The 18,762-nt window shown below is 62.4% G+C and carries 23 protein-coding genes; 12 read left to right on the forward strand and 11 right to left on the reverse strand.

Going from position 1 to position 18,762, the window contains the following annotated elements; all coding sequences use genetic code 11:
• Positions 1-49 precede the first annotated feature (49 nt).
• Entirely contained in the window at positions 50-1,147 is a 1,098-nt protein-coding gene (gene dprA, locus VXM67_RS02460) for a DNA-processing protein DprA (protein ID WP_023377963.1), read from the forward strand.
• A 38-nt stretch (positions 1,148-1,185) separates the two neighbouring features.
• Positions 1,186-1,743: an L-threonylcarbamoyladenylate synthase gene (locus VXM67_RS02465; protein ID WP_023377965.1), complete on the forward strand. Its 558-nt coding sequence runs from the start codon at positions 1,186-1,188 to the stop codon at positions 1,741-1,743.
• 150 nt (positions 1,744-1,893) lie between these two features.
• Here the strand turns inward: VXM67_RS02465 and VXM67_RS02470 are convergent, their stop codons facing one another.
• Positions 1,894-2,871: an NADPH:quinone reductase gene (locus VXM67_RS02470; RefSeq protein WP_023377966.1), complete on the reverse strand. Its 978-nt coding sequence runs from the start codon at positions 2,869-2,871 to the stop codon at positions 1,894-1,896.
• A gap of 132 nt (positions 2,872-3,003) precedes the next feature.
• On the opposite strand from VXM67_RS02470, the gene hemF reads away from it, so the two are divergent.
• Together hemF and aroE are read left to right on the forward strand one after the other, a co-directional pair.
• Positions 3,004-3,915, forward strand: a complete 912-nt coding sequence (hemF, locus tag VXM67_RS02475; protein ID WP_023377967.1) for an oxygen-dependent coproporphyrinogen oxidase — start codon at positions 3,004-3,006, stop codon at positions 3,913-3,915.
• 25 nt (positions 3,916-3,940) lie between these two features.
• Positions 3,941-4,765, forward strand: coding sequence for a shikimate dehydrogenase (gene aroE, locus VXM67_RS02480; RefSeq protein WP_023377968.1), 825 nt, complete (start codon positions 3,941-3,943; stop codon positions 4,763-4,765).
• Positions 4,766-4,775: 10 nt separating this feature from the next.
• Here aroE and VXM67_RS02485 read toward each other — a convergent pair whose 3' ends face one another.
• The 4 genes from VXM67_RS02485 to betC all read right to left on the reverse strand — a co-directional run bounded on the left by VXM67_RS02485 (position 4,776) and on the right by betC (position 9,214).
• Positions 4,776-4,994 (reverse strand): hypothetical protein, encoded by a 219-nt coding sequence (locus VXM67_RS02485; RefSeq protein WP_023377969.1) that lies wholly within the window; start codon positions 4,992-4,994, stop codon positions 4,776-4,778.
• An 83-nt stretch (positions 4,995-5,077) separates the two neighbouring features.
• Positions 5,078-6,643, reverse strand: coding sequence for a SulP family inorganic anion transporter (locus tag VXM67_RS02490; protein WP_027906640.1), 1,566 nt, complete (start codon positions 6,641-6,643; stop codon positions 5,078-5,080).
• A gap of 115 nt (positions 6,644-6,758) precedes the next feature.
• Positions 6,759-7,682: a choline ABC transporter substrate-binding protein gene (choX, locus tag VXM67_RS02495; RefSeq protein ID WP_023377971.1), complete on the reverse strand. Its 924-nt coding sequence runs from the start codon at positions 7,680-7,682 to the stop codon at positions 6,759-6,761.
• A 14-nt stretch (positions 7,683-7,696) separates the two neighbouring features.
• Positions 7,697-9,214: a choline-sulfatase gene (betC, locus tag VXM67_RS02500; protein WP_367237483.1), complete on the reverse strand. Its 1,518-nt coding sequence runs from the start codon at positions 9,212-9,214 to the stop codon at positions 7,697-7,699.
• A gap of 109 nt (positions 9,215-9,323) precedes the next feature.
• Here betC and VXM67_RS02505 point away from each other — a divergent pair, with 109 nt between their 5' ends.
• On the forward strand, positions 9,324-10,229 hold the full coding sequence (locus tag VXM67_RS02505) for a LysR family transcriptional regulator (RefSeq protein ID WP_023377973.1): 906 nt from the start codon (positions 9,324-9,326) through the stop codon (positions 10,227-10,229).
• 17 nt (positions 10,230-10,246) lie between these two features.
• The gene (locus VXM67_RS02510; RefSeq protein ID WP_023377974.1) at positions 10,247-10,579 is read left to right on the forward strand and encodes a DOPA 4,5-dioxygenase family protein; all 333 of its coding nucleotides are present in this window, start codon (positions 10,247-10,249) and stop codon (positions 10,577-10,579) included.
• Positions 10,580-10,669: 90 nt separating this feature from the next.
• Here VXM67_RS02510 and trpA read toward each other — a convergent pair whose 3' ends face one another.
• Positions 10,670-11,479 carry a tryptophan synthase subunit alpha gene (gene trpA / locus VXM67_RS02515; RefSeq protein ID WP_023377975.1) on the reverse strand — a complete coding sequence of 270 codons (810 nt, stop codon included), beginning with the start codon at positions 11,477-11,479 and terminating at the stop codon, positions 10,670-10,672.
• Positions 11,476-12,693 (reverse strand): tryptophan synthase subunit beta, encoded by a 1,218-nt coding sequence (trpB, locus tag VXM67_RS02520; protein ID WP_023377976.1) that lies wholly within the window; start codon positions 12,691-12,693, stop codon positions 11,476-11,478. The genes trpA and trpB overlap by 4 nt, the downstream gene beginning before the upstream one ends.
• Before the next feature lie 109 nt (positions 12,694-12,802).
• On the opposite strand from trpB, the gene VXM67_RS02525 reads away from it, so the two are divergent.
• A complete protein-coding gene (locus tag VXM67_RS02525) occupies positions 12,803-13,699 on the forward strand; it encodes a LysR family transcriptional regulator (RefSeq protein WP_023377977.1) in 897 nt (298 codons plus the stop codon).
• Here VXM67_RS02525 and VXM67_RS02530 read toward each other — a convergent pair.
• The gene (locus VXM67_RS02530) at positions 13,696-14,019 is read right to left on the reverse strand and encodes a YqjD family protein (RefSeq protein ID WP_023377978.1); all 324 of its coding nucleotides are present in this window, start codon (positions 14,017-14,019) and stop codon (positions 13,696-13,698) included. The two genes, VXM67_RS02525 and VXM67_RS02530, sit on opposite strands and share 4 nt — an antisense overlap.
• 150 nt (positions 14,020-14,169) lie before the next feature.
• Here VXM67_RS02530 and VXM67_RS02535 point away from each other — a divergent pair, with 150 nt between their 5' ends.
• Together VXM67_RS02535 and VXM67_RS02540 are read left to right on the forward strand one after the other, a co-directional pair.
• Positions 14,170-14,385: a dodecin gene (locus tag VXM67_RS02535; RefSeq protein WP_023377979.1), complete on the forward strand. Its 216-nt coding sequence runs from the start codon at positions 14,170-14,172 to the stop codon at positions 14,383-14,385.
• A gap of 106 nt (positions 14,386-14,491) precedes the next feature.
• Positions 14,492-14,713, forward strand: a complete 222-nt coding sequence (locus tag VXM67_RS02540; protein WP_027906638.1) for a DUF1161 domain-containing protein — start codon at positions 14,492-14,494, stop codon at positions 14,711-14,713.
• A 77-nt stretch (positions 14,714-14,790) separates the two neighbouring features.
• Here VXM67_RS02540 and VXM67_RS02545 read toward each other — a convergent pair whose 3' ends face one another.
• A complete protein-coding gene (locus VXM67_RS02545) occupies positions 14,791-15,795 on the reverse strand; it encodes an LLM class flavin-dependent oxidoreductase (protein ID WP_023377983.1) in 1,005 nt (334 codons plus the stop codon).
• 154 nt (positions 15,796-15,949) lie between these two features.
• On the opposite strand from VXM67_RS02545, the gene VXM67_RS02550 reads away from it, so the two are divergent.
• On the forward strand, positions 15,950-16,375 hold the full coding sequence (locus tag VXM67_RS02550; protein ID WP_023377984.1) for an OsmC family protein: 426 nt from the start codon (positions 15,950-15,952) through the stop codon (positions 16,373-16,375).
• 73 nt (positions 16,376-16,448) lie between these two features.
• Positions 16,449-16,682 carry a DUF1161 domain-containing protein gene (locus VXM67_RS02555; protein ID WP_023377985.1) on the forward strand — a complete coding sequence of 78 codons (234 nt, stop codon included), beginning with the start codon at positions 16,449-16,451 and terminating at the stop codon, positions 16,680-16,682.
• A 30-nt stretch (positions 16,683-16,712) separates the two neighbouring features.
• Here the strand turns inward: VXM67_RS02555 and VXM67_RS02560 are convergent, their stop codons facing one another.
• Together VXM67_RS02560 and VXM67_RS02565 are read right to left on the reverse strand one after the other, a co-directional pair.
• Complete coding sequence (locus VXM67_RS02560) at positions 16,713-17,126, reverse strand: hypothetical protein (RefSeq protein WP_023377986.1); 414 nt, start codon at positions 17,124-17,126, stop codon at positions 16,713-16,715.
• 55 nt (positions 17,127-17,181) lie between these two features.
• Positions 17,182-17,595: a hypothetical protein gene (locus VXM67_RS02565; protein WP_023377987.1), complete on the reverse strand. Its 414-nt coding sequence runs from the start codon at positions 17,593-17,595 to the stop codon at positions 17,182-17,184.
• A gap of 66 nt (positions 17,596-17,661) precedes the next feature.
• Between VXM67_RS02565 and VXM67_RS02570 the strand changes: the two genes are divergently transcribed.
• A complete protein-coding gene (locus tag VXM67_RS02570; protein ID WP_186598636.1) occupies positions 17,662-18,753 on the forward strand; it encodes an aminopeptidase in 1,092 nt (363 codons plus the stop codon).
• Positions 18,754-18,762 lie beyond the last annotated feature (9 nt).

Raw genomic sequence — 18,762 nt, forward strand, 5'->3', positions numbered from 1 at the left:
CACAGGTTGTGCCACGTTTATGGCCCTCTTCCGATCAAGGATGATCCCCATGTCGACTCACCATTCATCGAATTGTCCGCCTGCCGAACTGGAGGCGCGATTACGTCTGCACCGCTTGCCCGAGATAGGACTGCGTCGCTTTCAGCGCCTTCTGGAGGCCTTCGGAACGGCGTCTTCGGCGCTGAGTGCACCGGCCAGTGCCTGGCGTGCCCTTGGCCTTGCGCAAGCCAGTATCGATGCGCGCCGCTGTGCGCAGGTACGCGAGGGTGCTTTGGCTGCAATGGCCTGGCTAGAGCGTCCAGGCCAGCATTTACTGATGTGGGACGGTGCCGGTTACCCCGCGTTGCTGGCGGAAACGGACGACCCGCCGCCCCTGTTGTTCGTCGCAGGCGACCCCGCTTGCCTGGAGCAACCGCAGCTGGCCATTGTGGGTAGCAGACGTGCTTCACCTCCGGCTCTGGACACCGCTCGGGCATTTTCACGTGCCCTTGCGCAAACGGGTTTCACCATCACCAGTGGCCTGGCGCTGGGCGTTGATGGTGCCGCTCATCGGGCGGCGCTGGAGGTCGGAGGGCAGACGATTGCCGTGCTTGGCACTGGGCTGCAAAAACTTTATCCACAGCGCCATCGTGACTTGGCGCGAGCGATCATCGACAGCGGCGGCGCGGTGGTTTCGGAGTACCCGTTGGATGCTGATCCCCTGCCTGCCAATTTTCCGCGACGCAATCGCATCATCAGCGGCATGTCCCTGGGGGTGCTGGTTGTCGAAGCCAGTCTGGGCAGTGGCTCGTTGATTACTGCCCGCTTGGCGGCTGAACAAGGCCGGGAGGTGTATGCCATTCCCGGTTCGATCCACCACCCGGGCGCCAGGGGATGCCATCAGTTGATACGCGATGGCGCGCTGCTGGTCGAGAGCGTGGAGCAGATCATCGATACCCTGCGGGGTTGGCAAAATCTGCCGCAACCGGCTGTGGATAAACCTCAACATCCGCTCCTGGCCCTTCTGCACGCAGCACCCCAGACCAGCGAGGGGTTGGCGCTCAGCAGTGGCCGGCCTTTGGCCGAGGTACTGGCCAGCTTGACCGAGCTGGAGCTCCAGGGCCAGGTCAGCAATGAAGCCGGACGTTGGTTTGCCCGCTCGGCCTAAGTAAACTGCGCCCAAGGCTTAGATGCGGAGAGATACAAATGGTGAGCAGTTGGCGTGTGCAACAAGCCGCACGTGAAATTCGGGCGGGGGCGGTGATCGCCTATCCGACGGAAGCGGTCTGGGGCCTGGGCTGCGACCCCTGGAACGAGGACGCGGTGTATCGCCTGCTGGCCCTGAAGTCGCGGCCTGTGGATAAGGGGCTGATTCTGGTCGCCGACAGCATCCAGCAATTCGATTTCCTGTTCGAGGATTTCCCTGAAGACTGGATCGACCGCATGAGCAGCACCTGGCCGGGACCCAACACCTGGCTGGTGCCGCACCAGGACCTTTTGCCGGAATGGGTGACGGGGCAGCACGACACCGTGGCACTGCGGGTCAGTGACCACCCATTGGTACGTGAACTGTGTGCGCTGGTGGGGCCGCTGATTTCCACCTCTTGCAACCCTGGCGGGCGCCCGGCAGCCAAGACCCGGTTGCGGGTTGAGCAGTATTTCCACAACCAGTTGGACCTGGTGCTGGGTGGAGCGTTGGGTGGGCGAAAGAACCCGAGCGTGATTCGTGACCTGGTGACTGGCGAAGTCGTTCGACCGGGTTGATTTGCCTGGTGGACACCGACTTTTGATGGGGCGGTGGCTGTGTGGTTACTGTTGCCGCTCTTTCGCGACCCAAGGCCGCTCCTGCAGAGGGGCTGCATCAGCGCGAATCTTTACTGCGCAGCCCTCGCAGGAGCCGACTTGCCGGCGATTTCAGGGCAGTAGTACCGTCGAACCCACGGTCCTGCGCGCCGACAACTCAGCCTGCGCCTTGGCCGCCTCGCTCAGCGGATAGCGCTGCTGGATATCCACGACCAGCTTGCCACTGGCGATCATCGAGAACAGATCGTCCGCCATGGCCTGAGTGTTTTGCGCATTGTTGGCATAGCTTGCCAGCGTTGGTCGGGTGACATACAGCGAACCCTTCTGCGACAGGATCCCCAGGTTGACGCCGGTCACCGCTCCGGAGGCATTGCCGAAACTCACCATCAGCCCCCGTGGTTTGAGGCAGTCCAACGAAGTCAGCCAGGTGTCGGCACCCACGCCGTCATACACCACCGGGCATTTCTGACCGTCGGTCAGTTCCAGCACGCGCTGGGCGACATCTTCGCGGCTGTAGTCGATGGTCGCCCAAGCCCCTAGTGCCTTGGCCCGCTCGGCCTTTTCGGCGGAGCTTACGGTTCCGATCAGTTTGGCGCCCAGCGCCTTGGCCCACTGGCACGCCAGCGACCCTACCCCACCGGCTGCTGCATGGAACAGAACGAAGTCACCCGGCTGCACGGCGTAGGTCTGCTTGAGCAGGTACTGCACGGTCAGACCCTTGAGCATCACTGCCGCGGCTTGCTCGAAGCTGATGCTGTCGGGCAGCTTGACCAGATTGGCTTCGGGCAAGGTATGTACCTCGCTGTAGGCGCCCAGTGGGCCGCCAGCGTGGGCCACACGGTCACCGACCTTCAGCCGGGTGACGCCTTCGCCAACTGCCTCGACAACGCCGGCTGCTTCGGTGCCCAGGCCCGAAGGCAGAGACGGTGGCGAGTAAAGCCCGCTGCGGAAATAGGTGTCGATGAAGTTCAGGCCAATCGCATGGTTACGCACCCGCACTTGCTGCGGACCGGGTGGCGCAGGCTCGAACTCCACAAGTTGCAGAACCTCTGGGCCGCCATGCTGGCTGAACTGTATACGCTTGGCCATCTCGCACTCCTGTTGTCGGGATCGGAAGGCCTTCTATCGGACGCCTTTGCTTGATCGTCGTCAACTGCGGCGCGCTGGCTGCCGGTGGTATGCTACGCGGCGAATTTCTTCCTGCTCCTTCCAGGTGACCCGATGACCAGCCGCACCGAGGCCGTGAAAGCCTACCTGCTCGACCTGCAAGACCGCATCTGCTCTGCCCTCGAAGCTGAAGACGGCGGCGCCCGCTTCGTCGAGGACGCCTGGGTGCGCGAAGCCGGTGGCGGTGGCCGTACGCGGGTGATCGGTGAAGGCAAAGTGATCGAGAAAGGCGGCGTGAACTTCTCCCATGTATTCGGCGCCGGCCTTCCGCCTTCGGCCAGTGCCCACCGCCCGGAGCTGGCGGGTCGTGGCTTCGAGGCGTTGGGCGTGTCGTTGGTGATTCACCCGCACAATCCACATGTACCCACCTCCCATGCCAATGTGCGTTTCTTCATTGCCGAGAAGGAAGGCGAAGAGGCGGTCTGGTGGTTCGGCGGTGGTTTCGACCTGACCCCCTACTACGGCAACGAGGAGGACTGCATCCACTGGCACCGTGTGGCCCAGCAGGCCTGCGCGCCGTTCGGCGCCGACGTGTACCCCCGCTACAAGGCCTGGTGCGACCGTTACTTCCACCTCAAGCACCGTGGTGAACCTCGGGGTATTGGCGGCTTGTTCTTCGATGACCTGAACGAGTGGGACTTCGATACCTGCTTCGCTTTCATCCGCGCCATCGGTGACGCCTACGTCGACGCTTACCTGCCGATCGTCCAGCGCCGCAAGGACACGCCCTACACGCCCCAGCAGCGTGAGTTCCAGGAGTACCGCCGTGGCCGCTACGTCGAGTTCAACCTGGTCTACGACCGTGGCACTCTGTTCGGCCTGCAATCGGGTGGGCGCACCGAGTCGATCCTGATGTCGTTGCCACCGCAGGTACGCTGGGGTTATGACTGGAAGGCCGCACCAGGTAGCGAAGAAGCGCGCCTGACCGAGTATTTCCTGCAGGACCGTGACTGGCTCGCCCAGTAAGTCTGTGGATAACCAAGGAGCCCTCATGGACCAGTATGTCGTTTTCGGCAACCCGATTGGCCACAGCAAGTCGCCTTTGATCCATCGTCTGTTCGCCGAGCAGACCGGTCAGGATCTGGAGTACGCCACCCTGCTGGCGCCGCTGGATGAGTTCAGCGATTGCGCCCGCGGCTTCTTCAAGCAAGGCAGCGGGGCCAATGTGACCGTGCCGTTCAAGGAAGAGGCTTTCCGGCTCTGCGAAAGCCTCACGCCTCGGGCCCGGCGAGCGGGCGCAGTGAACACCTTGAGCAAACTGGCGGACGGCACGCTGCAAGGGGATAACACCGATGGCGCGGGCCTGGTGCGAGACCTGACGGTGAATGCCGGGGTCGAGCTGACAGGCAAGCGCATCCTCATTCTCGGTGCCGGAGGTGCGGTACGCGGCGTGCTGGAGCCGATCCTGGCGCACAAGCCACAATCATTGGTGATCGCCAACCGCACGGTGGAAAAGGCCGAGCAGCTGGCGCGTGAATTCGATGAGCTGGGGCCGGTGGTGGCCAGCGGTTTTTCCTGGTTGCAGGAGCCGGTGGATGTGATCATCAATGCGACGTCTGCGAGCCTTTCCGGTGAGTTGCCACCGATTGCCGACAGCCTGGTCGAGCCGGGGCGGACGGTTTGCTACGACATGATGTATGGCAAGGAGCCGACGCCGTTTTGCCAATGGGCCAGCAAGCTTGGGGCTGCCAAGGTGCTGGATGGGCTGGGGATGCTGGCCGAGCAGGCGGCCGAGGCGTTCTTCATCTGGCGTGGGGTGCGGCCGGACACGGCGCCTGTGCTGGATGAGCTGCGTCGGCAGTTGGCGCGCAGTTGACCTCGGATCGCTATTGGATGAATTGGCGTTCCAGGGCGATCTGCTGCCGGTATTGAGCGAGCTTTGCTTCGGATTGCGCTTTGCCAGTATAGGGATCCCGAGCGGTCATTTGGCTTTCCAGCCGGGCAATGCGTGCTTGTGCATCGGCAACGCTCCAGCAGTCATCCGCAGCATAGGTGCCTGGCGCCACCAGCAATGGCACCAACGCGAGGTAAACGCAGCTACTCATGGCGTACTCTGTGGTGAATGGACGCCATGCACTTTTTCATCGCCTGCGGGTTGTCCGCAACTGACAGAATTGACAGTTGACTGTCAGTCTTCGAAACGTATTGGACAGTTCGCAAGGCCTTCCAGCTTCTGCAATTCCTCTACCACCTGCGGCCTTGCCCGCTGCAATGTCAGGCTCCCACCAAGGCGCATCAATCGCCGCGCTTCGCGGTGCAGCATATCCACACCCGAGTAGTCGATGAAGTTCACCTGCCGCGCATCGATCACCACATGCGGCCCCTGGCAGCGCTGTAACCGCACTTGCAGGTAATGCGCTGCGCCGAAGAATATCGACCCGCCCACCCGCAGCATGTCGGCTTCGCCTTCCCGGCTCTGCTGCACCCGTGGCCGCGAAGTGCGCTTGAGGTAGAAGAACAGTGACGCCAGCACCCCGGCATAGATCGCTGTCTGCAGCTCCAGCAGCAAGGTGGCGGCGGCGGTCAGTGCCATGACCAGGAACTCAGAGCGGCTGACCCGAAACAGCGCCCGGATTGCCCGATGGTCCACCAGCCCCCAGCAGATCAGCAAAATGCTGCCGGCCATGGCCGGAATGGGCAGATGCGCAATCAACCCGGCGCCCATGACGGCGAACAACGCCACCCACAGGGCCGAGAACACGCCAGCCATGGGGGACTGAGCACCCGCGTCGTAACTTAGCCCGGAACGGGTGAACGAGCCGGACGACAAGTAGCCGGAGAAGAATGCCCCGACGATGTTCGACACGCCTTGGCCACGGATTTCCTGGTTGGCGTCGATCAGTTGCTCGGAGCGCGACGACAAGGAACGGGCAATCGAAAGACTGGTCACCAACCCCAGCATGCCCACGGCGACGGCACTGGGCAGTAGACGCAAGATCAGCTCGAAGTCCAGCAATGGCAGTGGGCTGAGCGGCGGCAGTTGGCCGACGAAGGCAGGCACGCGCTGTACATGGCCAAAGACGCTCGGCAGCAGCCAGGTCACCAGACTCACCAGCACCAGACTTATCAACAGGCTGGGCCAGCGGGGGCGCAGGCGTTTGAACGCCATCCCGATCAGCAAGGTGGCCAGTCCCAGCGCCAGCGACGGCCAGTCGACTTCTCCGGCATGGCTAGCCAAGTCCTGCAGGGTTTTCAGCGCCGTGGCCTGGCTGGGCAGGTCCATGCCCAGCAGATTGGGCAATTGGCCGAGGGCGATGACGATGGCGGCGCCCAGCGTGAATCCAAGCACCACGGAATGGGAAACGAAATTGACCAGCGCGCCGAAACGCAGCAAGCCCAGCAGCAATTGGAAAATGCCGGCGAGGAACGTCAGCAGCAGCACCAGGGTCACGTAGTCAGCGCTTGTGGGCACGGCCAGCGGGCTGACACTGGCGTAGAGGACGATGGAGATGGCGGCGGTCGGGCCGCAGATCAGGTGCCAGGAGGACCCCCACAGGCAGGCGACCAGAACCGGCACGATGGCGGCGTACAGGCCATACTCGGCAGGCAGCCCGGCGATCAGGGCATAGGCGATGGATTGTGGCAAGGCCAGGATGGCCCCACTCAGGCCCACCAGCAGGTCCTGGCGCAGACTGCGGCCCGATTGGCGGGGCAGCCAGGTGAGGAAGGGCAGCAGGTGGTAAAGGCGCGGCATGCATCGTTCCTGTTCAATATCGCCTACGAGGGCTTGGCCTTCGTTGCGCGACACAAGGCCGCCCCCGCAAATTCTCTGGGTGTGCGGAGCGGCCTCAGTAGCCCACAGTCAAAAATCAGAGCCTAGCGTTCACTGCCTCCAGGGCATCGCCATCGGCCTTGGTGGTAACGCCTGCCAACCACGCTTCCAGCACCTGCGGATTGGCCTTCACCCACGCTTTGGCCGCTTCATCGAAGCCGATCTTCTTATCCACAACCTCGGCCATGATGCTGTTTTCCATGTCCAAGGTAAATTTCAGGTTGCCAAGCAGTTTCGCCGCATTTGGGCATGCTTGTGGATAACCCTTGCGCGTCAACGTGTAGACGTCGCCTTTGCTGCCGAACCACTTCTCCCCGCCGGTCAGGTAATGCATTTTAAGTTTCACGTTCATCGGGTGAGGTGTCCAGCCGAGGAAAGTGATGAACTGCTGCTTCTTCACGGCGCGGTCCACCTGCGCCAGCATTGCCTGCTCGCTGGATTCGACCAGTTTCCACTGGCCGAGGTTGAACTGGTTCTTGTCGATGATCTCTTTCAGCGACAGGTTGGCGGGGGCCCCGGAACCGATCCCGTACAGCTTCTTGTCGAACTGCTCGGCATGCTTCTGCAGGTCGGCAAAGTCTTTCACGCCTGCCTGCCAGACATAGTCCGGCACTGCCAGGGTGAACTCGGTTCCCTCCAGGTTGCGCGACAGCCGCTGCACATCGCCATTGGCGATGAATTTGTCATGGAAGCCCTGCTGTGCAGGCATCCAGTTACCAAGGAACGCGTCGACCCGGCCATCTTTGAGGCCACCGTAGATGATCGGTACCGCCAGGCTGTCGATCTTCACCTGGTAGCCCAGGCTTTCCAGAAGCAGGCGGCTGATGGCGTTGGTGGAAGCGATATCGCTCCAGCCGGGGTCAGCCATTTTCACGGTGCTGCATTGTGCATCGCTGTCGGCGGCATGGGCCGTGCCCAGGCTCAGGGTAAGGGCGAACACGGCGGCGGAGAACTTCTGCATGGCGGCCTCTCTTCTCAATCCAGGGGGGCGGGCTGTGGATAACGTGCCTTGCGCTCGAGGTCGTCGAGATCGATGTGGTTACGCATGTACTGTTGGCTGGCATCGACCATCGGTTGGTGGTCCCAGCTTTTCAGCGTGCCGATGGCCAGCGCTTCGGCCACCAGACGGCGGCGTCTCTGGCTGGCCAGCACCTGCTGGCGCAGGCTGGGGATATCCCAGCGTTGGCGGGCTTCATCGACGAATGCCTGCAGCCGCGCCTGATGGTCCGGGCTGCTGGTGAGGTTCTCCCGCTCGTGCGGGTCGCGGCTCAAGTCATAGAGTAAGCAAGGATCGTCCTCGCTGTACACGAACTTGTACGGGCCACGACGGATCATCATCAGTGGGCCGACGGTGCCTTCGGCCATGTATTCGCCGATCACCTCGTCATGGCCACCCTGCCCTTGCAGGTGGCCGAGCAATGAGCGGCCATCCAGGTGCATGTTTTTATCCACAGCACCGCCGGCCAGTTCGACCAGGGTCGGCAGCAGGTCACAAGTGGAGACCGAAGCGCTGACTCTCGTTGGAGCGAAGCGTTTCGGCGCATGGATCAACAGTGGCACACGGGCCGACATCTCGAACCAATGCATCTTGTACCAGAGCCCGCGCTCGCCAAGCATGTCGCCATGGTCGCCGGAGAATACGATCAGGGTGTCATCCGCCAGGTCACACTCCTCGAGCGTTTGCAGGAGTTGGCCGATGTTGTCGTCGATATAGCTGCATGCGCCGAAGTACGCGCGGCGTGCGTCGCGAATCTTATCCACAGGCAGGGTTCGGTCCCACAGGTCGTAGACCTTGAGCAGCCTTTGCGAGTGCGGGTCCTGCTCATGCTGGCCGAACTCAGCGCGCGGCATGGGGATATCCACAGCCTCGTAGCGATCCCAGTAGCGTCTGGGGATGGTGTACGGATCATGGGGATGGGTCATGGACACCGTCAGACAGAACGGGCGGCCATCATTGTCGCGGACATGGTCGTAGAGGTACTGGCGCGCCTTGAACACCACCTCCTCGTCGAAGTCCAGTTGGTTGGTGCGCACGCAAGGGCCGGCCTGAAGTACCGAGGACATGTTGTGATACCAGCTCGGGCGCTCGTCCGGGGCGTCCCAATTCACCGCCCAGCCATAGTCGGCCGGGTAGATGTCGCTGGTCAGGCGCTCCTCGTAGCCGTGCAACTGGTCTGGACCGCAGAAGTGCATCTTGCCGGACAGTGCGGTGCGGTAACCGAGGCGGCGCAGGTAGTGGGCGTAGGTCGGCACATCAGCGGGGAAATCGGCCGCGTTGTCATAGGCACCAATGCGGCTCGGGAGCTGGCCACTGACCAGGGTGAAACGCGACGGCGCACAAAGCGGGCTGTTGCAGTAGGCGGAGTCGAACACCACGGCTTGCTCGGCCAGGCGGCTCAGGTGGGGCATCTGAATGGGTGAAGGGGCGTAGATCGGTAGCAGGGGCGCGGCCATCTGGTCGGCCATGATGAACAGGATATTCGGGCGCTTCATGGTTGGCTTCCATCGTTCAGTATTATGCGAACCGCTTGCCTACCAAGATGCGACTGTGGATAACATGGGTAAAGCCCATGGCGGGCAATGACTGGGATTAGCCAAGCTTATGTTTGAGCACCTTGCCAAGTTATCCCTCGATGCTCTGCGCGTATTCGAGGCCGCTGCCCGGCTGCGCGGGTTCACCGCTGCCGCGACCGAACTGGGGACCACCCAGCCGGCAGTGAGTCAGCAGGTCAAGCGGCTTGAGGCGCAGCTGGGGGCGCGCTTGTTCGACCGGATCTACCGGGGAATAGAGCTGACCGAAGCGGGCCAACAGCTGTTCGAGCAGGTACATCAGGGCCTGCAGACCATGAACGAAGGCATCGGCCAGGTCAGTGGCCGTGGCCAGCGTGAAGTGCTCCAGGTGGCCACTGATTTCGCCTTCGCGGCGTTCTGGCTGATGCCGAGGCTGCAGCGTTTTCATCAGGCTTATCCACAGGTCGATGTGAGTCTTGTCACTGGCGAGCGCAGTCAGGGCATGTTGCGGCCCGATATCGATGTGGCAATCCTGTTCGGGGACGGGCGCTTTCATCAGGGCGAGAGCAGGTGGCTGTTCGATGAGGAAGTATTCCCTGTCTGCAGCCCTCGGCTGATTCATGGCAAACCCCTGTCAGCCGTGGCTTTGCAACGATTGCCGTTGCTCCATTTGCGGGGCGAGCAGGCCAGTCGCTGGTTCGACTGGGCGGGCGTGTTTCGTGGACTCGGTGTGGAAAGTCCGGCCCCCTCCGGCCAGCTGCGTTTCGATAACTATACGTTGCTGATCCAGGCTGCCATCGCAGGCCAAGGGGTGGCCATCGGCTGGCGGCATCTGGTCGATGGCTTGGTGGAACAGGGGCTTCTATGCCGGCCGCTGGAGCAGAGTCTGAAGTCGAGTCGGGGCTATTATGTGGTATTGCCACCGCGCAAACGGCGTGGGGCATTGATCGAGCGGTTTGTCGACTGGCTGGAGCAAGAGCGCAGTGGCACTTCGTAGTGCATTCAGGAGTTTTCGTGCAAAGAATCAAGGGCTATCACGCCCATGTCTATTACGACGCGTCCACCATCGACCAGGCCCGCGAGTTGTGCGAAGAGGCCGCGCGGCTGTTTCCTGTAACCATGGGGCGTATGCACCAGAAACCGGTCGGTCCGCACCCAGACTGGAGTTGTCAGTTGGCGTTCGGACCAGAGGTGGTGGGGGTGGTGTTGCCGTGGTTGGCGTTGTACCGCAAGGGGCTGGTGGTGTTTCTGCATCCGCTGACGGGGGATGAGCTGGCTGACCACAGGGACCATGCGATCTGGATGGGCGCTGTGCGGCCGCTGGATCTGTCGATTTTTGCGAGTTAGGGCTTCAGGTCCCATCGCCGGTGTGCCGGCTCCTACGAGGTCCGAGCAGACCTGTAGGAGCCGGGTTGCCGGCGATGAGTACGACGTGTATCAGGCGCGAGCGCTGCGCACGCCATCGGCCAGTGCCGAGCAAAGGTTCAGCACGTCCTTCACAGCCTGATCGGCATTCTCGGCCTTGGCGATCTTGTCCACCAGCGCCGAACCCACCACGACACCGTCCGAGAGACGGGCAATCGCGGCAGCCTGCTCCGGCGTACGAATACCGAAACCAACGCTGATCGGCAGATCGGTATGTCGACGCAGACGGGCGATCGCCTCGGTCACGTGCTCGGTGGTCGCCGAGCCGGCTCCGGTCACACCCGCCACGGAAACGTAGTAGACGAAGCCCGAACTGCGCTCGAGCACCCGCGGCAGGCGAGCATCGTCGGTGGTCGGGGTGGTCAGGCGGATGAAGTCGATGCCCGCGGCCTGGGCCGGGGTAGCCAGTTCAGCGTCGTGCTCCGGTGGCAGGTCGACGATGATCAAGCCATCGACACCCGCTTCTTTGGCTTGGGCCACGAACTGTTCAACGCCAAAGCGGTGGATGGGGTTGTAGTAACCCATCAACACGATCGGCGTGGTCTGGTTGCCCACGCGGAACTCACGGACCATCTGCAGGGTTTTCGCCAGCGTCTGACCGGCCTCCAGTGCGCGCAGGGTGGCCAGCTGGATCGCGACGCCGTCGGCCATCGGGTCGGTGAACGGCATGCCCAGTTCGATCACGTCCGCGCCGGCTTCAGGCAGGCCTTTGAGGATCTGCAGCGAGGCGTCGTAGCCAGGGTCGCCGGCGGTGACGAAGGTGACCAGCGCGGAGCGGCCTTCGGCCTTCAGTTCGGCGAAGCGTTGTTCAAGACGGCTCATGCCTGTTTCTCCTGGGCGGCCATGTGATTCATCACGGTTTGCATGTCTTTGTCACCACGGCCGGACAGACAGATGACCATCAAATGGTCCTTGGGCAGGGTCGGCGCACGCTTGATGGCTTCAGCCAGGGCATGGGAGCTTTCCAGGGCCGGGATGATGCCTTCGAGGCGGCACGTGGTGTGGAAGGCCGCGAGGGCTTCGTCGTCGGTGATGCTGACGTACTCCACGCGCTTCACTTCGTGAAGGTAGGCGTGCTCCGGGCCGATGCCTGGATAGTCGAGGCCTGCGGAAATCGAGTGGGCGTCTGTGATCTGACCGTCATTGTCCTGCAGCAGGTAGGTGCGGTTACCGTGCAGCACGCCTGGCACCCCACCGTTGAGGCTGGCGGCATGTTTGTCGGTGTTCACGCCGTGGCCACCGGCTTCCACGCCGATGATCTGCACGCTGGCATCATCGAGGAAATCGTGGAACAGGCCCATGGCGTTGGAGCCACCGCCGACGCAGGCGATCAGGCTGTCGGGCAGGCGACCTTCCTTTTCTTGCAGCTGGGCGCGGGTTTCCTTGCCGATGATCGACTGGAAGTCGCGGACCATCGCCGGGTACGGGTGCGGGCCGGCCACGGTGCCGATCAGGTAGAAAGTGTCTTCGACATTGGTAACCCAGTCGCGCAGGGCTTCGTTCATGGCGTCTTTCAGGGTGCCGGTGCCGGCGGTGACCGGGACGATCTCGGCGCCCAGCAATTTCATGCGGAACACGTTGGCCTGCTGGCGCTCGATGTCGGTGGCGCCCATGTAGATCACGCAGGGCAGGCCGAAGCGTGCGGCGACGGTGGCGGTGGCCACGCCGTGCATGCCGGCGCCGGTTTCGGCGATCAGGCGCTTCTTGCCCATGCGCTTGGCCAGCAGCACCTGGCCGATGCAGTTGTTCACCTTGTGGGCGCCGGTATGGTTGAGCTCTTCACGCTTGAAGAAAATCTTCGCGCCGCCGCAGTGTTCGGTCAGTCGCTCGGCGAAGTACAGCGGGTTCGGGCGGCCGATATAGTCGCGTTGGAAGTAGGCCAGTTCTTCGAGGAACTTGGGGTCGGCCTTGGCCGCTTCGTACTCACGGGCCAAATCCAGCACCAGCGGCATGAGGGTTTCGGCCACGTAGCGGCCGCCGAACGAGCCGAACAGGCCGTTGGCATCGGGGCCGGCGCGGTATTGAGTCTGGGTCATGGTGCGCTCCAAGGCGTGATCAAAGGGATATGGGCTTTACTCTAACCACGACACGCTCGCCTGAAAACCGATAAGATTGCGTAAACCTGTCAGAAAAACTCACACGTAAATGGCTCAGGATCTCCCTCCCCTCAACGCCGTGCGCGCTTTCGAAGCTGCCGCCAGACTCAACAGCGTCAGCTTGGCGGCCGAAGCGCTGCATGTAACCCATGGTGCCGTCAGTCGGCAGATCAAGGTGCTGGAAGAGCACCTGGGCGTGGCGCTGTTCGTCAAGGACGGGCGTGGCATCAAACTCACAGATGCCGGTGTGCGCCTGCGTGACGCCAGTTCCGATGCCTTCGACCGCCTGCGTGCTGTGTGCGCCGAGCTGGGCCGGGATGTCGGGGAGGCGCCGTTCGTCCTGGGTTGCTCGGGCAGCCTGCTGGCGCGTTGGTTCATTCCCAGGCTCGGTCGGCTGAAGGCGGACCTCCCCGAACTGCGCCTGCACCTGTCTGCAGGTGAAGGCGACCTGGACCCACGACGGCCTGGACTGGATGCCTTGCTGGTGTATGCCGAGCCGCCCTGGCCGGCGGACATGCAAGTGCATGTGCTGGCCGAGGAGCGCATCGGGCCGGTACTGAGCCCGCACTTCGCCGGTTTCGAGCGCTTGCGTGGCGCACCGGCCAAGGCCTTGCTGGAGGAGGCGCTGCTGCACACCACATCACGGCCTCAGGCTTGGCCGACCTGGGCCGGGCAGCAGGGGCTGGACCCCGCGGCGTTGAAGTACGGCCAGGCATTCGAGCATTTGTACTACTTGCTGGAGGCGGCCGTTGCCGGCCTGGGCGTGGCAATTGCCCCGCAGCCCCTGGTGGCCGATGACTTGCGTGCGGGACGTTTGACTGCGCCGTGGGGCTTTTCACCGACCTCCGCTGCCCTGGCGCTTTGGGTGCCCCGGCGCGCCGCGGATGGGCGCGCCGAGCAACTGGCGGATTGGTTGCGTCGTGAACTTCAGCGTCAGGCGGGTTAGTTGCGACGGGACAGCAGGTAAGCCGCCAGCAGACCAAGTGCGCCCACCGCCACGCCTGTGGTCGTCCAAGGATGCTGCTGTGCGTAGTCTCGGGTGGCAATGCCGGTCTGACGGGTACGGGTCTTCACCTCCTCGTAGGCATCGCTGAGCAGGCTGCGCGAATGCTTGAGCGCGCTTTCGGCGTTGCTGCGGATGGCCTTCATCGACTTCTGGGATTCCTCGGACGCGTCATGTTTGAGCGTTTCAAGGGTTTTCAAAAGGCTTTCGATTTCCGCTTCCATGCTTTCCAGGGATGCTTTGCGCAGCGAGTTGCGGTGCATGTTGACTCTCCTTCGCAGGGTGGACTGTACAGGTTGCGACTGCGCGGGCAGGCAAAAGTGCGATCGAACTTTCGATGGTGGCTGCTGCTCGCAGGTAAACCATGCCTGCGCTGCTAGGCTGAATCTCACCGTCATCCAAGGAGAGTGCTCATGTCCGATCATCACACCTACAAGAAGATCGAGCTGGTGGGATCTTCACCCAACAGCATCGAAGAGGCGATCAACAATGCCCTGGCCGAAGCTGGCAAGAGCATCAAGCACCTGGAATGGTTCGAAGTGGTCGACACCCGGGGTCACATCCGGGACAACAAGGCGGCGCACTTCCAGGTCACGCTTAAGGTCGGGTTCCGCATCGCCAATAGTTGACCCATGATCGGGATGGAAAGTCCCGGCGTGATGGCGTTATAACGCTGGAGGGTGCCTGGGTGGCGCCCTTCTTGTCTTTTCTCATCTGAAACAAGGAATGCGGTCGATGAAGAAACTGATGCTTGCGATAGGCCTGATGGCGCTGGCCGGTGGTGCGATGGCGGCCGGGAAGCCGTGCGAGGAACTCAAGGCGGAAATCGCGGCCAAGCTCGATGCCAAGGGTGTCAAGGGCTACACGCTTGAGATCGTCAACAAGGGTGACCCAGCGGGCAAGGTGGTCGGCACCTGCGAAGGCGGCAAAAAAGAAATCGTCTACCGACGTGGATGAGCGTTGGCCCGTTCGCCGGCAAACCCGCTCCCACGGGCGGTGCCCCCGCAGGAGCCGGTTTGCCGGTTGATTGGGCGCTACTCGGCCTTCAAGGCCTGCGCCAGTAATTCATAGGACCGGACCCGGTCTGCATGCTCGTACAAGTCGCAGGTGAAGATCAGCTCATCCGCGCCCGTCTGTTCCAAGAGCACTTGCACCTTGGCCCGCACTTTCTGCGGGCTGCCGATCATCGCCAGGCCCAGGAAGCTGCCCACTGCGTCCCGCTCATGGGGCAGCCAAAGGCCGTCCATGCTCGGCACCGGGGGCCGCTGCATCAGGCTTTGTCCGCGAATCAGGGCGAGAATGCGCTGGTACACGGATGTGGCCAGGTATTCGGCCTTCTCGTCGGTTTCTGCCACGACCATCGGTACTCCGAGCATTACATAAGGCTTGTCCAGGACCGTGGACGGTTTGAAATGGTCGCGGTAGATGCGGATGGCCTCATGCATGTAGCGCGGCGCGAAGTGCGATGCGAAGGCATAGGGCAGCCCACGCATGCCCGCCAACTGGGCGCTGAACAAGCTGGAGCCGAGTAACCAGAGTGGCACCTCGGTATCGTGGCCGGGGACGGCGATCACTTTCTGATCAGGTGTGCGCGGTCCGAGATAGCGCGACAGTTCTTCGACATCGTCGGGGAAGTCGTCAGCACTGCCGGAGCGTTCGCGGCGCAGGGCCCTTGCAGTCATCTGGTCGGAGCCTGGCGCACGGCCAAGGCCCAGGTCGATGCGGCCCGGATAGAGGCTGGCCAGGGTACCGAACTGCTCGGCGATCACCAGGGGCGCGTGGTTGGGCAGCATGATGCCGCCGGAGCCGACCCGAATGGTCGATGTGCCACCGGCCAGGTAGCCGATCAGCACTGACGTGGCCGAACTGGCGATCCCATCCATGTTGTGGTGTTCGGCGACCCAGAAGCGGTTGTATCCGAAGCGCTCGACGTGTTGTGCCAGGTCCAGCGAGTTGCGCAGCGACTGCGCCGGGCCGGCGTCGGCACGGACGGGCACCAGGTCGAGGGTGGAAATTTTCAGGTCACGCAACTGCGTCATCGGAGCCTCCGTAAGGGTGATTGGCCAGAGGCCATGTGAACTCTGTATGGGCACATTCGGCCGTTTCAATGCGTGATGGCCGATTAGTCTGAACTTGCCGGGGGGCGTTGGCCTCTGAACCCATGAGTACCTAACCCAGCGCTCAGGAGGCAATATGAAGAAGACAGCATCAGCGATCTGGCAAGGTGGTTTGAAAGACGGCAGCGGCTTTCTCTCCACGGAAAGCGGGGCCCTGAAGCAGAACCCTTATGGCTTCAATACCCGTTTCGAAGGCTCACCTGGCACCAACCCGGAAGAGTTGATCGGCGCAGCCCACGCAGGCTGTTTTTCGATGGCCCTTTCCATGATGCTGGGCGAGGCGGGGCTGACCGCAGAGCGCATCGACACCATCGCCGAGGTCTCTCTGGATAAACAGGCCGATGGCTTTGCCATTACCGCGGTGCACTTGGTTCTGCGGGCCAAGGTGCCGGGGGCCAGCGAGTCGCAGTTCCTGGAAATCGCCAACAAGGCGAAGGCAGGCTGCCCGGTTTCCAAACTGCTCAATGCCACTGTCAGCCTCGATGCCTTGCTGGTGGGCTAGGCGGCGCAACTGCGGCGGTTTGCGGTAGTCTAAACAGCGTTGGCAGCGAGACTGCCTTTTGAGGAGCTGTTCAATGATCCGCGTAACAATCGCCGTGCTGGCTTCCTTGGTCGCTACGTCCGCACTGGCCGCGGTCAAACCGTGCGAGGAACTGAAGGCCGAGATCGAAGCGAAGATCCAGGCGCAAGGTGTGCCGTCCTACACCCTGGAAATCGTGCCTAACAGCGAGGTCAAGGACCCCAACATGGTCGTGGGCAGCTGTGATGGCGGTACCAAGAAAATCATCTACCAGAAGAATGACCGGTAGCAGGTGGGGCCGCTTTACGGCCCCAAACGCTCAGGGCACGCAGAAGACCCTGCTGGGTTCATTCACCAGCACCTCGCGGTTGGCATCGTACAACAGCACTTGTGGCTTCATCACCGGTGCCCTGGCCTCCAGGCGATAGCGCTCGCCGGCCTTGAAGTCGTCGTAGCGTACGGTCAGGTAACAGGTGCGATCCACGGGTTGGGACATGACCCCGCCGGAGTAGATCTCGTAGTCGAAACGCACCACCAGTTCATGCTTGCCCGGCGTGACCTGGAAAAAGCGACCGTCCTCCAGGCGCTTGCCATCGAGTCGATCGGCCATGATGACCCGTCCTGGGGTGGTGGTATAGAGGTCGACCCAGGCCTGCTTGGGGTCGGCGGGCGGCAAGGGGCTGGCGCAAGCCCCCAGTGCGCTGAGAGCGATCAGCATCATAGGCTGGCGCATGGCGAAACTCCCGCTTGCGGTTCACAAGCTACAAGCATAGCGCCGTTCAGCATGTTCAGGTACGTTGGCAGCCCGCTGGCAGCCCTTGTCCGACCAGTTTTTGCTGCTGGTCGTAGAGTTTGATCCAGGGGCGGAAACCGATGCTGCCGGCCTGCATCTGGTAGCGCTGGCCAGCGCTGAAGTCCTTGAACGTGAGATTGAGTTGGCAGTCGCGCCACAGGGGCTCGCTGACCGGGCCGATATTGCTCGGTGTGACTGGAAACTGGTAACGCACGGTCAATTCGTGGCTGCCGGGCGCCACTTCGAAATAACGTTTGTCTGCCCATTCGCGCTCGTCCACTTCAACGGCGTGCAGTGAGGTGTCGTCACTTGGGGCGAGATCGACCCAGGCCTGGTTGGGGTCTGGGTTGGGCAGCGTCGAGCAGGCGGACAACAGCATCAGCAAGCCGATGGCAAACAGTGGACGCATGGCGAAACTCCCCCTTGGCAAGATAGTCTTGGAGCGCATCGGCTGTGAGCGAGTAGATAGCCCAAGATGGTTCGATTTCTTCTTTTAAAGCGCTCAGGCTCTGGGCCACTCGACCGCGTTTTGACCTGTTTGGTTCCCTGGTTGGCCGCCCTTCTGCTGAACGGTTGCGGCAGCCTTGGGTATTACGGTCAGTTGGCTGAGGGTCAATGGCAGTTGTTGAATGCCCGCACGCCGGTGGCGCAGGTCATTGCCGACCCTGCTACCACGCCACGTTTGCGAGCTCGACTGGAGCATGCCGAGCAAGCTCGGGCATTTGCCAGCGAGCATCTGAAACTGCCGGACAACGGTAGTTACCGGGTATACGCCAACTTGGGGCGCCCCTTCGTCGTCTGGAACGTATTCGCCACGCCGGAGCTTTCGCTGCAGCCGGTGACCCACTGCTTCCCCATCGCGGGCTGTGTGGCCTATCGCGGCTATTACCGACAGGGCGCGGCACGCGGTGCGGCGGCGGTGATGCGCCGGGACGGCATGGATGTCTATGTCGGCGGCGTGGAGGCCTACTCCACCCTCGGCTGGTTCGATGACCCCATTCTGTCGTCGATGGTCGGCTGGGGGGATGAGCGGCTGGCTGCGCTGATCTTCCATGAGTTGGCCCACCAACGTGTCTATGTGAAGGATGACACCGAGTTCAACGAGTCATTCGCCACCTTCGTCGAGCAGGAAGGATCGCGGCAATGGCACGTGGCGCGCGGGTTTGCAACGATTCGGGACGGTCAGGTGAAACAACGCGACCAGTTCACGCGACTGGTTCTGGCCAGCCGCGAGCGACTCCAGGCGATCTATGCCGGGCCGCTGGACGATGCCCACAAGCGTATCGCGAAGCAGGCGGAGTTCGAACGCTTGCGTCGAGAGTATCGAGTGCTGCGCGACACCCAGTGGAGCGGCGACAAGCGTTACGACGCCTGGGTATACGGGCCAATGAACAATGCCAAGCTGTTGCCATTTGGGCTGTACGACCAGTGGGTGCCAGCCTTTGCGGCGCTGTTCGACGACGTGGGCGGGGATTGGGCGCGGTTCTATGGACGGGTCGAAGCGCTTGGGCGGTTGCCCCTTGCAGCGCGCAAGGCAGCTTTGGAGCAGTTGTTGACCGGGCATTGAGGTTTTGGG

Origin of the sequence: Pseudomonas sp. Rh2 (assembly GCF_040762985.1) — a bacterium.
Lineage (GTDB): Bacteria > Pseudomonadota > Gammaproteobacteria > Pseudomonadales > Pseudomonadaceae > Aquipseudomonas > Aquipseudomonas taiwanensis.